8 protein-coding genes are annotated in these 13,770 nt (G+C 52.6%); 6 read left to right on the top strand and 2 right to left on the bottom strand.

Features of this window, described 5'->3' with window-relative positions:
* Positions 1-153 precede the first annotated feature (153 nt).
* The 5 genes from BSG17_RS19175 to BSG17_RS19155 all read left to right on the top strand — a co-directional run bounded on the left by BSG17_RS19175 (position 154) and on the right by BSG17_RS19155 (position 9,364).
* Positions 154-1,356, top strand: coding sequence for an MFS transporter (locus BSG17_RS19175; protein ID WP_089826992.1), 1,203 nt, complete (start codon positions 154-156; stop codon positions 1,354-1,356).
* Positions 1,357-1,685: 329 nt separating this feature from the next.
* Positions 1,686-2,579: a tetrahydrofolate dehydrogenase/cyclohydrolase catalytic domain-containing protein gene (locus BSG17_RS19170; RefSeq protein ID WP_089826991.1), complete on the top strand. Its 894-nt coding sequence runs from the start codon at positions 1,686-1,688 to the stop codon at positions 2,577-2,579.
* A gap of 303 nt (positions 2,580-2,882) precedes the next feature.
* The gene (locus BSG17_RS19165; RefSeq protein WP_089827068.1) at positions 2,883-5,435 is read left to right on the top strand and encodes a GcvT family protein; all 2,553 of its coding nucleotides are present in this window, start codon (positions 2,883-2,885) and stop codon (positions 5,433-5,435) included.
* Positions 5,436-5,521: 86 nt separating this feature from the next.
* A complete protein-coding gene (gene ilvA / locus BSG17_RS19160; protein ID WP_089826989.1) occupies positions 5,522-6,763 on the top strand; it encodes a threonine ammonia-lyase in 1,242 nt (413 codons plus the stop codon).
* Positions 6,764-7,609: 846 nt separating this feature from the next.
* The gene (locus BSG17_RS19155; protein ID WP_089826986.1) at positions 7,610-9,364 is read left to right on the top strand and encodes a BCCT family transporter; all 1,755 of its coding nucleotides are present in this window, start codon (positions 7,610-7,612) and stop codon (positions 9,362-9,364) included.
* 1,545 nt (positions 9,365-10,909) lie between these two features.
* On the opposite strand, the gene BSG17_RS19150 is transcribed toward BSG17_RS19155, so the two are convergent.
* Positions 10,910-12,163, bottom strand: a complete 1,254-nt coding sequence (locus BSG17_RS19150; RefSeq protein WP_089826984.1) for a serine hydroxymethyltransferase — start codon at positions 12,161-12,163, stop codon at positions 10,910-10,912.
* 138 nt (positions 12,164-12,301) lie between these two features.
* Here BSG17_RS19150 and BSG17_RS19145 point away from each other — a divergent pair, with 138 nt between their 5' ends.
* Positions 12,302-12,682, top strand: coding sequence for a Rid family detoxifying hydrolase (locus tag BSG17_RS19145; protein WP_089826981.1), 381 nt, complete (start codon positions 12,302-12,304; stop codon positions 12,680-12,682).
* Between the two features lie 614 nt (positions 12,683-13,296).
* On the opposite strand, the gene BSG17_RS19140 is transcribed toward BSG17_RS19145, so the two are convergent.
* Positions 13,297-13,572 (bottom strand): DUF8113 family protein, encoded by a 276-nt coding sequence (locus BSG17_RS19140; RefSeq protein ID WP_170864875.1) that lies wholly within the window; start codon positions 13,570-13,572, stop codon positions 13,297-13,299.
* Positions 13,573-13,770: the final 198 nt, after the last annotated feature.

Genomic DNA, 13,770 nt, shown 5'->3' with positions numbered 1-13,770 from the left:
GAGAGCGTCACTTCCAGTTGATTGAAGACTACCTCCAGATATTTCCACACTCTGGCACCTTTTTGTCGATCTTAGGGACGTTTTCTCTACTTTGTTGTCGATATTTGTGCATGGCCGAAACATATATTTGGGGAAGATTTGTCTATTTATCTCATGACACAGGTCGATGATAGAATCCAGTATCCTCAAGGTTCAGTTGCATTGCTTATCGGAATGTGGTTGATGTGGTTGTTCGTGGGTGCCTATATTATTGTGCCAGCAAGTGTCCTGAGTCTTCTTATGACGGATTTCGGTATTGGTGAGACTGCGGCATCGTGGATACTTACTGCGCCACAAGTGTCAGCTGTACTCATTGGAATTCCTGTTGGAATCTACCTTGACCGGACGAACAATCGAGTGATGATGGCCGCAGCTATCGGCCTGATTCTCGTAGCGAGTATTTGGGGGTGGGTTGCAGGGATCAATAACGATTACTGGTCACTTTTCGTCTCCCGACTGCTGAGTGGCCTTGCAATCGTGACGATTTGGGTTGCGGGAACGAATATTCTTAGCAGTGCATTCCCGCCAGAAGCGCGCTCAACTGCAGTTTCCATCTATACAACAGGATATCCGTTAGGATACGCAATAGGGCAGTATGCAGGCCCACAAATTGCGACAGAATATGGGTGGCCAACAACGCTTCTTGTTTTCGGTAGCCTTGCTGTGACTACACTTCCTTTCATCATATTTGCCGGCCAAACCGTTACGGCCTCACCCGATGCTTCTCACACACCGACCCGATCTGACGTGTTTCGAGTCTTTCTTGATCGCAACGTCTGGGTGGTCTGTCTCGTCTCGTTTACAATCTACTCGTTATACATGGTCTTCAATAGTTGGATGCCGACCTACACATCGACGATGTTCGACCTCTCGCTTGCTAAAAGCGGGCTCTTTGTATCGCTCTTTCCAGCGACGGCGATTCTCTCGCGAACTGGCGGCGGTATCCTTTCTGACCGTGTGTTCAACCAACGGAAGCGACCAGTTCTGTTCGTGTCTTTCCTTACTACAACCATTGTTGTTCTGTATCTCAGCGGGGCTGACATTCCTTCGACCTTTCTCGTCGGCCTTGTCGCTGCCGGTCTGACTATCCAACTACAGATGGGAGTTATCTATACCTATGTTCAGAATTTCGTTGATGATAACGTCGTTGGGACCGCTGTAGCTGTTATTTCGGTTGTCGGCTGGCTCGGCGAATTCGTGTCACCCGTAATCACAGGGGCACTTATTGAGTGGACGGGCGAATATTCCTCAATATTCGTCTACACAGGTGTGCTTGGTGTTATTGGGACACTAGTAGCGCTGTTAGCTTCAGAGTGATCTCTTCTTGCGATAATATTGACGACAACCCGAAGGACGTCTCCTCGAATCGGACTATCTATGGAGGTTGAGATATTTGATGTGAGGTGCCATGACGTTGTGCCCATCTCTTTTGCATCTCTTCTCTAATATTTTACTTGAAGAGTTTCTCATAGCTTTACTCAAGTACTCTTAGTCGTCAGCATGTAGATTAATTAGCCCCAAAAGAGTCAGTAAGTGACGGCGCTGTGAGAGTGCTATCAGCGCCCTGAACAGAGAGAGCAGCGTTACCGTTTTTTCCAACGGTTCGCTGGTGTCTCTGTGCTTTGCGGTCACTCACCTCGACAATCATGACAACACGAATTGACGGAAACGAGATCGCAGATAGTGTCAAAAGTAATGTAGAATCGTGTGTTGAGACATTAGGCAAAGACGGTGTCAAACCGGGGTTAGCAACCGTACTAATGAGCGAGGATAGTGCAAGCGAAACGTACGTCTCAATGAAACAACAAGCCTGTGAGGCGGTCGGGATCGAGAGCTATCACTACGAGATTCCGGCAAACGCACCTGAAGAGACGCTACTGAAACGTATCAAAAGTCTGAATTCTAAACCAGAAATACATGGGATCCTCGTACAAATGCCTGTTCCGGACCATGTCAACGAGCAAGCTGTCTTGGAACAGATTGATCCAATAAAAGACGTTGACGGGTTTCATCCTGAGAATGTTGGACGTCTTACCATCGGTAACCCTCGCTTCAAACCCTGTACCCCCCATGGTGTGCAAAAACTCCTTAATGCGGTCAACGAGGAAACGGAGGGGAAAGATGTAGCTATCGTTGGTCGGTCAGACATCGTTGGAAAGCCGATGATGAACCTTCTTATTCAGAAAGCCAAAACTGGTAACGCAACAGTGACTGTTTGTCACTCTCGAACAGAGAATCTTGCAGAAAAGACTCGGAATGCGGATATCGTTATCGCTGCTGTTGGGGTCCCAGAGTTGATCGATGGGTCGATGCTTTCTAGCGGTACAGTAGTTATTGATGTTGGTGTCAACCGTGTTGAAGCAGACAATGAGAAGGGGTACGAATTGGTTGGTGACGTCGATTTTGACAGCGCAAAAACGAAGGCATCGGCTATTACTCCTGTTCCAGGGGGTGTGGGTCCGCTTACTATCTCGATGCTTCTCTATAATACGGTTAAGGCAGCGAGCTTGCAGGAGGGTGTACCAACCGAACTCTCCTGAGCCAAAGCGAACTTGAGCAGGTCTACAGGCAGTCGAAGCAGAGTCCCATGAGCCACTTAGCCCGTAGTATTTTACTTCACCTTTGACTGGTTGTTTGACCTATTCGATGCTAATCTCACCTGAATACTTCTCTCAGAGCGTCTAAATACAATCCAAATGATAGTTTGTGGTTCACATTGTTATCAAGGAGTCTTTCTCATGTGTTTCTTCTCTGCTTGGGATTTTGGGACGTCAAGTGATGGTGACTCACTTAAATGACCGTTGCACTTATACGAACAACAGATGGAGTGGTGAATGAGACATATGCACAGAGAGACTCACCCCTCTCAGACAGATACGGTAATTGTTGGTGCCGGGGCTGTGGGCTGTAGTGTCGCATATCACCTTACAGAGCTAGGTGCAGAGGATGTTACCATCATTGATCAAGGACCGCTCCCAGTCACCGGTGGGTCATCAACGCATGCACCAGGAATTATGTTCCAGACATCGCCGTCAAAGATACAGACCAAGACGGCTCATTATACAAGCCGACTACTGAAAGAGGCTGGAGCATACGACGAGGTGGGCGGCATAGAACTCGCCCGTTCGGAGAAACGAATGGATTTCCTTCAACGACGTGTTGAGTGGGCAAAATCATACGGACTCCCACAACCGGAACTGCTCGAACCCGAGGAAGTCACTGAGCACCTTCCGCTCGTTAACGAGGACGAAATCTTGGGTGGTTATTACTCTCCCACCGATGGACGAGTAGATAGCACGCAAGCCCTTGCGTGGTATATGCAGACGTCTTCGGCCGATTTCTTCGGTAATACTGAAGTGGTAGATATCGAGGTCTCGGGCGACGAAGTGCAGGCTGTTGTGACCAATCGGGGCCGCATTGAGTGCAATCGGTGTGTGCTTGCGACGAACAATTGGGCGTATCAGACTGGAAAGATGGCTGGTCTTGATCTTCCAATTGCGCCCGTCGAACACCAGTACGTGGTCACTGAACCGCTAGATGAACTCACTGGTTCCCGCAGACCACATGGCGAAGCAACCGCGGATTTAGAGATACCCGGTGACCAGGGAATAACCGAGGCAATGTCGCAGCCTCCAGATCGACCGGTCGGACGTGACCAGGATAACTCGCTCTACTTCCGGACGCATGGTGACGGATACGGCCTCGGTTCGTACAATCACGAATCTCTAGTCGTTGACCCCGATGAGATGGGGACTAATTCCGAAGAAAGCCAAGCGTCAGTTCATAGCTTCACCGAGAAACACTGGACGAAGCCGACCCATCCTAACCGAGAGAAATCAGCACAACAGGCGTTCAACGAACTACTTCCCGACACAGAAAACAAAGAGTTCCAAATCACCGAGAACGGGATTTTCGTTTATACGCCCGACGGAATGCCGGTTCTTGGCGAGACGCCGAAGGTCGACGGTCTGTGGACTGCATTAGCTATCTGGTGGACGCACTCAGGTGGCTACGGGAAGATTCTCGCCGAATGGATGGAAAACGGCGTCCCACGTCTTCCCTCGGGACCAGTCGACACAAGTGGAATCCATGTTGCTCGATTCGAGCCACATGCAGGAAGTAAGGACTACTTCATGGACCGAGGTGGCAAACGATACGAGCAAGTCTACAGTATCGTTGAGCCACGCTGGCAACCAGATAACCACCGGGGGATGCGAGTTAGCCCGTTCTACCAGCAACAACAAGAACTCGGCGCAGAGTTCTACCAGAGTGGTGGCTGGGAGAGTCCCCAGTGGTACGATTACAACGAGGATCTCGTCGAGAAATATGAAGATCAGATTCCTGATCAGGATGGCTGGCAAAGTGTCAACCGCTCTCCTATCGAAGCGGCTGAACACCTCCATACACGTGAGCACGTCTCCATGTTCGATATGACTACGTTCAGCTCGATCATGGTTGAGGGGCCGGATGCCGGTGAGTTCCTCCAACGAATCTGTAGCAACGGTATGGATCTCACGCCAGGAAAGGTCCGTTACACGACAATGCTAAACGAGGGCGGTACTATCATTGCTGACCTTACCGTTGTCTGTCTTGGCGAGAGCGAATACATGGTGACGACTGGTGGTGGCAACTCTCCGGGAATCCACGGTTCGTGGATTAAGCAACACGCACCAGACACTGTTTCGGTCACAGTTGAGGAATCCGCGAAATGTACCATCGGGCTTTGGGGACCTGACTCGCGACTCTTACTTCAGCGTGTCACCGATGCTGATGTCTCCAACGATGAGTTCTCGTACTTCAGTAGTAAGCGAATGTACGTCGGCGATGTGCCTGTCATCGCGCTCCGAGTTTCGTACGTTGGCGAGCTCGGTTGGGAACTCTGGGCACCGTCCGAGTACGGACAGAAGCTGTGGAATACCCTCTGGGAGGCCGGGCAAGATTTGAATATCAGACCGATGGGTGGCGGAGCGCTCGAGTCAATGCGTCTCGAGAAAGGCTTCCGACTCTGGGGAACAGATATCGATACTGACGTCAATCCGCTCGCTGCAGGGCTTCCTTTTGCAGTTGACCTTGAGACTGATTTCATCGGGAAAGAAGCCTTAGTTGAGGAGAAGGAGACCGGCCTTGACAAGCAGGTTGCTTGCCTTACCCTCGACAACTCAACGGACATCATGTTAAGTGGCCGTCCAATCCTGAAGAGCGGTGAGGCTGTCGGTTACGTACAAGCCGGAAACTATGGGTACAGTGTCGAGGAATCGATCGTCTATACGTACCTACCGGCAGAATTAGCCGAGACTGGGACTTCTGTTCAGGTCCAATGCGAAGGAGAATACTACGACGCCACGGTACGTGACGAACCTCTGTTTGACTCGGGTCGAAACAAGATTATCAGATAACGCTTATCAGTGGTGTAAATTCCATAGAAAAGTCACCATCGACGAGATCGAATCGACCACCAGAACAGCGTTACCACGGAGACATAATGAGCAAACCCCAAGAAGTTCTTATCGAGTACGAGGATATCGAACGAGCAAACGAACGATTAGACGACAAGACAGTAGTCAAGAGAACACCAGTCGAGCAAAGCACATCGCTTGGCGAATTTGTTGGCGGAGAAGTGTACCTAAAGATGGAGCATCTCCAATGGACAGGGTCGTTCAAGACAAGAGGTGCATACAATAAAATAAAGCAAGACGTCGAAGATGGAATTGAGGAGTTCGTTGCTGCTAGTGCGGGAAACCATGCACAAGGTGTAGCGCTTGCAGCTACAAAGTGTGGTGCAAACTCGACAATCGTGATGCCGAAGACCGCACCACAGGCGAAAGTAGATGCAACTCGCGACTACGGTGCAACTGTCGAGCTCGTTGGACAGGACTTCCAAGATGCGATGGAATACGCACAGAACCAAGCAACCCAAAACGACGATGCTGAGTTCGTCCACGCATACGACGATCGCGACATCGTTGCCGGGCAGGGTACTTTGGGCGTCGAAATGCATGAGGACTGCCCAGACGTCGATACGGTCGTTATCCCCATCGGTGGCGGGGGACTCATCAGTGGTATCTCGACAGCTCTCAAGCAACTGTCGCCAGAAACGCGTATTGTCGGCGTTCAGGCGGTTGGAGCTGAAACCGTCCACGAAAGCCTTGATAAAGGCGTTCCTGTGACGCTTGACGAGGTCGACACTATAGCTGACGGTATCGCAACTGGCGGGATCTCGTCGCTCACCCTCAATCTTATCGAGGAGCACGTTGACGAGGTTGTTACTGTTACCGACTCAGAAATCTCGCGTGCAATTCTTTTACTGCTAGAGCGAGCAAAGCAAGTTGTCGAGGGCGCTGCGGCAGCGTCTGTCGCAGCCATCCTCAGTGATGATCTTGACGTACGTGATGAGACGGTCATGCCACTACTCTGTGGCGGTAATCTCGACATGACCATGCTTCAGACAGTCCTAATTCACGCACTGACAGAACGCGAACAACTTCTGCAATTGCGTGTACGAATCGAGGATACTGTAGGGAAGATGAATGAGGTCTCTGGTGTAATTGCTAACCACGGTGCAAATATCCGCACCGTCCGGCATGATCGGTCAGTGGATGATCTGACCATCGGTGAAGCGTATCTCGTGTTTGAGGTCGAAACCAGCGGCACGGAACATGCGCGGTCAATTGTTGAGTCTATTCGAGCCGAAGGATACGATGTCGAAGAAATGAACCGAAAGTGAGCATAGCAAGGATAAATGTGATGAAGACAACGGGCGGTGATCCCCCGTCTCAAACAACAAGTGAGATAGGAGTGTCCATAAGTCCACAACGGCTTGTTCACTGAAGCGCCGCACACCGCCCATTCTTTGGTCGTCCCCGCAGTTTGACCGCCACAAAATGCGTTCCCTCGCGTTCGTACCTGTATTCGAGTGACGAGATGGATATTCGTCCCATGGCAGACGCAGTGTTGCAGTTTTTCGCCGATGACTTCATCATTACCCTCATGTTCTGATCTTCGACCGCAACAGGGCCATACTCCCGGGCGTCGTAATACGATCGCGCATGGGAGGGCACGTCGCTTCCCTCGGCGGTCAGCGTGAAACTCCGTTCTCCGCCGCTGCTTCTCGGTTATTCGATCCGTCTTACTTCCGTGAATGCAGTCGATACACCCGATTCCTCTCTTAGAAAGATATGGTTCGTAAGTGTGTGATTACTGGGAACACGGTTGATGTTATCGATATCAGGCTGGACAGTAGACTTTATCATGACAGACTCGGGAGTATTTGTGCGACCACCGAATGTTTATTACTGATAGTGTAGGACATGTTTGGTAGGAGCATGGTCAGAGAATGCGTCACAGGCGAGACGACAGGGCATAGGAATTGTGTCCAGCAAAACCCGAGCCCTACGAAATGTAGCTCCGATTGACGAATTCCTGACGGCTCTCACGAACCTACGCACTCATCACGATAAATGAGTATAAAAACTAAACGAGTGATTACGCACGAACCAATTGTGAGGACACAATGATAACACACAACCTGGACTACACGAAATCGGTAGCGAATCCAAGACGGAGAAAGTAGATGGCTGATTCCGAAAAAACCACTGGCGAGATGTCCGACGGCCTTCAAGTAGAGCTGTTTCATCCCGATTCCGACCGCAAACCCGGGGACACGAACCTACAGGGGTATGGCTTCGATATCCATCCCATTGTGTTCCCCGTCGCGCTGGTCATCATTGCATTGTTCGTCGCGGTGACCCTCTTACTCGGAGGCGAAGTCTCATCGTTTTATACAGCTATTTTCAACGGTATCAACACATATTTCGGCTGGTTTTACATCGCTGTAGTGAATATCTTCATCATCGTTGTCCTCTATTTCGCAGTGAGTAAGTACGGGCAGATTAGGATCGGTGGCGTCGAGGCGGAAAAAGAGTTTAGCACCTTCTCTTGGATGGCAATGCTGTTCAGCGCTGGGATGGGTATCGGTCTAATGTTCTTCAGTGTGGCCGAGCCGATGTATTACTTCGATAGTATCCCGCCGTTTTTCGCCGGCAGCGCGACGTCGAATACGGCTGCGGCGGCGGGTCCCGCCTTCGCCCAAACGTTCTTCCACTGGGGTCTTCACCCGTGGGCTACCTACGCGCTTGTGGGTCTCGGGCTGGCGTTTTTCTCGTTCAACCGCGGACTCCCGTTGACGTTCCGGTCAATCTTCTGGCCGCTGTTAGGCGAGCGCATCTACAGCTGGCCGGGCCACCTTATCGACCTCGTGTCGGTGTTCGCCACGCTGTTTGGCCTCTCGACCTCACTCGGACTGGGAGTCAAACAAATCAACACCGGCCTCAACATCGTGGGGAAGGAACTGCTCGGGATCGGTATCCCGGTCGGGACCTTCCCACAGGTCGCGCTTATCGCCGTCATCACGCTCATCGCGACGGCTTCCGTGGCAGCAGGTCTCGACAACGGCGTGAAACGTTTGAGTACCATCAACGTCTATTTCATGTTCCTCATGCTCGGGTTCTTGCTCCTCGTCGGCCCGACACTCTACATCCTCAGTGGTCTCGTCAACGGTCTCGGTGTATACTTCATCAGCCTGCCAAGTCTGAGTTTCTTCACCGGGGCGTTCGCAGGCAAATCCGCAAAGACCTTCCTCGGGTCGTGGACCATCTTCTACTGGGGCTGGTGGATTTCGTGGGCACCGTTCGTCGGAATGTTCATCGCACGCATCTCGAAGGGTCGGACCATCCGCGAGTTCGTCCTCGGGGTGCTCATCCTTCCGTCGGCGTTTTCGTTCATGTGGCTCTCGACGTTCGGCGGGAGCGCGCTGTCGGCCCAGCTCGCCGGTGGTGGCATTCTCGCGGCACTCTCAAATCAGGGACAGACCATCGCAATGTTCTCGATGCTGTCACAATACCCTCTCAGTGCCCTATCGTCGACTCTCGCCACAACCCTCGTGGTGACCTTCTTCGTCACCTCCTCGGACTCTGGATCGCTGGTGGTTGACCACCTAACCTCCGGTGGAAAGCACGACGCACCGAGGGTCCAGCGCATCTTCTGGGCGCTCATCCAGGGCAGCATCGCGGCGCTGTTGCTGATCGGCGGCGGTCTCGGTGCGTTGCAGACTGCCGCGGTCACCACCGGTCTGCCCTTTGCGATCATCCTGCTGTTAATGTGTTATACCGTTTATCTCGGGCTTAAAAACGAATATGAGATCCTCGAATCCGAGGAGTTCAGGGACCACATCCAGGAAGTAAGCGATAGCGAGGACATCGCGGTGACTTCCGCTGGCGGCGACGTCGTGACGAATATCTCAAGGGGGGAAGAGGTGGCCGACGACTGAATTCGGTATCGTTTCAGTGCAATGCTTCGAGAATTGCGCAGATTTTCCGACGTGTTATTTGTATTGGACATCGTCGTACTATGTCGTGGTGACGACCTCAATTAATTACGATGAGTGAGGTACCGCACGCGCCGCTTTGACGCACTCAAGCGGACCAGTCACCACGTGGCCGAACCGCTCGGAGCCGACGACCCCGGAAACATCCAACTGTAGATACCTGAAGCCGAGCTACCACAGCCGATGGTGACATCGGCTGGGCGAAAGGATCACCCGTCGCGGAGAAATGCTCGAACTGTACGAGCGAGCTCCACCAATCCCTACCAAGGGACGCCATCAACTGCCTCCTGTGTGTAGGTGATTTGCCCGCTGAGCAGTTCCTCGGTCGAGAATGTTTCGCTTTCGGTGTCCCGTATGCAGAACCCGAGTGCACCACAAAATCCAACATTCAAACGCGCGGTTGACGTGCGGGGGGCGGACGACGCGTGAGTCGTTTCGGTACTACTGGGAACTCAAGTATTTTTGACCCAGTGGCATCGACCACACCGTCACGCGCTTCATAAATCCCAACGAAAAAGCCGCGATGTCAGTGTTCTGATGGTGCTCTAAGGAGGTCATTTCAGCCTTGATACGATGGGATCGGTTTTGACAGTGGGTTTTACGGTGACGAATTCGTAGGAGAACTGATGAACGCTATACCTCTGGTGCTGGCGATCGTGGCTGTCGGACTGATAGTGACTGGAGCGTTACTCATGACCTCGGGAGATTTCGGTATCGCCGGTGGTCTGTTTCTGAGCGCGAGCATCTTGATCTACGTGCGGGAGCGATGGACGTGAGTCGATACGCGTTCTCTCGACTCGTTGGCGGCTGACCGCGACGCTAACATCGATTGCCGGCGTGAGGTCTTCGCTCAGGATGGCGGCGACCGACACCGCACCCGTGCCCTCACGACCTGTATCGTGTGCTCACAGAGGAAGACTGCCCGGGCGATCTCGCTTCGGTGTCTGTGACAACTTCATCGACGTGTTCTTCGATCAGTGAGAGTGTGAGTTCCGAAATCCCGTCGGAGGCGATGCCATCAGCGATGGTGTTGACGGAGTCGATTGTGAGAGGGATGCATTTGTTAAGGCTCTCGGAGACAGTTGCGGTTCCTTGGGCTAGACATCGTCGACGTACGTGTTGGCCGAGAGGTGGCTGTACGCCGTCGCGATCCCCGAGATGAGACTGCCGCCGCCGACGGGGACCTCCACGGTGTTCACGTCACAGTTCTCGCACATCTCGACGCCAAGTACCTTGCCCGCAACGGTGGCCGGGTCGCCGGAAGCGTGGACGAATGCGGATGCGTCGTCCTCGACGAGTCCTGAGCGTGGGTCAGCGCTTTCTAGAAATCTTGGTCGGCGTGGTCAACTCATGCGCCGTACTCGCGGGTGGCATTCACCTTCGGCCTGCGGGGGCGCCTTAGACATCACGATGATCGAGTCCACGCCTCTTTTATCTCGGAGATAGAATGGAAGTCTGCTAACAAGCCCCCGACTCAGCCGTGGGTAGCTACTCGCTGTAAATCGGGAGTTCCTCGCAGAGATCCTCTACAGTTGATGTTACGCGGTCTTGGATGGTTTGATTGTCTGGGTTCTCCAGAATCTCTACGATGAGTTCAGCGACGGTTTCCATCTCGTCTTCTTTGAATCCTCGGGTGGTGAGAGCGGGCGTCCCCACACGGATTCCACTTGTGACCATTGGTGATCGAGTCTCTCCCGGTACCGTGTTTTTATTGACTATAATTCCGACGTCACTGAGTAATGATTCTGCCTGCTTGCCAGTGATATCCGGATGTGATTCGCGAAGATCCACGAGCAGGAGATGCTTATCGGTCCCACCACTAACGAGTGATAGCCCCCGCGTTTCAAACACATTTGCAAGCGTTTTCGCATTTGCAAGCACTTGCTCTGCATATGCCTCGAACTCGTCGGTCAGAGCTTCTGCAAACCCTGCAGCTTTGCCGGCGACGTTATGCATCAGCGGTCCTCCCTGTGCACCGGGGAACACTGCAGAGTCAATGTCGTCTGCGTATTGCTGATCACACATGATTAGCCCGCCGCGGCCGGCACGGATTGTTTTGTGTGTACTCCCAGTGACGAAGTCTGCATGGTTGATTGGCGAGGAGTGGACATCGGCTGCGATAAGCCCCGTTACGTGAGCAATGTCAGCGAGGTGATATGAGTCGGTGTCGTCTGCAATCTCGCCGATCCGCTCGTACCTGAACTCTCGTGGGTATGCAGATGACCCACTGACGATCATGTCCGGGTCAAATTCGTTTGCCATCTCCTCCAAGTCGTCGTAGTCGATGTAGCCCGTTTCAGGGTCGACTTCGTACTGCTCGACGTCGTAGAGTTGACCTGAGAAATTAACATTGTGACCGTGCGAGAGGTGCCCCCCGTGTGACAGCGATAGAGACAGAATCTTGTCGCCTGGTTCGAGGGCCGCGAAATATACAGCCATGTTGGCCTGTGTTCCGCTATGGGGCTGTACGTTGACGTGATCGGCTCCGAAGAGTTCCTTCGCATAATCGATTCCCAGCTGTTCAACGGTGTCGACGTGTTGGCACCCACCGTAGTACCGATTACCAGGGTATCCTTCTGCGTATTTGTTTGTAAGAACACTTCCTTGAGCTTCGAGAACGGCTTCCGAAACGTGATTCTCTGAGGCAATCATCCCCAACGTGGATTCCTGACGTTCACGTTCGCGTTCGGTGGCTTCAGACACGCTCGGAGCTATCTGATCGAGTGGCTGCTGAAACGCCATATTCCTACCATGTACATCGGCTGTAAGTATCTTACGTGCATCAACGTCTATCCCACAATAGATACGAATCTTAACATGACGTGGTGTGAGTGCCAACGCGGAGGTGGGTTTAAGACGCATCAATGAAAATGCCGGGTTGTGAAGCGTACTATTAGCACTACCGACGCACCGGCAGCGGTTGGCGCATACAGTCAAGCAGCGACGGACGGTAACATCATCCTCACCGCCGGACAGCTCCCCCTTACGACAGAGGGCGAGCTTCTTGATGGTGCTCCGGTTGGTGAACAGACGAGACAGTGTCTCGAGAATGTCGAGGCAATCCTCGAGTCGGAGGGAGTATCGCTAGGAGACGCACTCAAAATGACTGTATTTTTGGATGATATCGATGATTTCGAGGAATTCAACGAGGTTTACAGTGGCTTCTTCGATGACGAACCACCAGCTCGAAGCGCAGTTGAAGTCGGGAATGTTCCTAAAGGAGCAGCGATCGAGATCGAAGCGATAGCGACAACCGAGTGAAGTAACCCACCCTACTCCGCGACTAACGTCACCTCGTCGACGGTGGGGCTTCTTGCTTCCATGCCGCACTCTGCAGGAATCGCCTCTTGACATCTTCCTGCGCGTAAAGACGCAGGAATCCCGAGCGGTGGGAGTTTCAGCTTCGCAACCACGACTCCGCCACATTCCGGGGATCTATTTCACCCAGCCGTCGTGGTTGCTGGCTGACTGGCGGTGCCAACCCGCTGTTACTCTTCTCCTCGGTATCGTTGCCGTTCGTGGTTGTTTTTGCCTGACGAATGGTGAGCCAACGTCAGCAGACTCGGAGGTATCTCGATGCTTGCCCAACTGACGGGCACGGGACGAACCCTTCGAGGAGTCACGTTCACCGCGTCGACGTTTCGGATATTGTCTCATCGGGTGGCGGATTGACCGCCTCTGAAGGTCGTTCGGAATCCGCTCCGTTCCGACCTGACCTTCCTCTCCTGGAAGAGCGTCTGACAGTTGAGCGTGCGGATTACGAAACTCACGCCGCGCCATCAACGGCGGAACATGTCTCTATAGACGGCTGTATCCTCCGCCTGAAGGCAGAGGTAATAGCTTGTCACTCTATAATCTCGAACGAGTCGTTCTGGTTACTGTAGCCGTATCTCTTCGGCCCGTTCAGTTGCAAGGTCGGCTATCTCGTCGATACTGCTGTCGGAACGATCTGCGAGCACTCGGAGCATCATCCCTAATTGGATGGCCGCCGTCTCACGTAATTCGGCAGCCTCCCCAGTGTCGTTGCCGAAATAGTACTCGTGTCGTCCGTCTTCGTGGATAAGACCAGTATACACCGAAATCAGTTCGTCCTCACAGACCGCTTCAGCTGTCTCTTCTCTGAGTTCCTCGAAGTGTGGATCTGCCATCATTACAATCCATAGTACAAGGGTCCCTAACGTCTTTGATGGGATCAATATCCACACGTCGTATCTTGATGGAAACCTGTGACGGCACGAACAAAACTTGAATCACCGTTCTGGCGGATACATGCTGAGCGCCCCATACCCTTCTGGTAGAAAGTCTGTGCTCCGTCTGAGCACCGCACTCGTTGAATGAATTTTTTAACC

Source organism: Halogranum amylolyticum, assembly GCF_900110465.1.
Lineage (GTDB): Archaea > Halobacteriota > Halobacteria > Halobacteriales > Haloferacaceae > Halogranum > Halogranum amylolyticum.
Note: the sequence above shows the minus strand (reverse complement) of the source record. Positions and strands in the feature narration are given on the sequence as shown.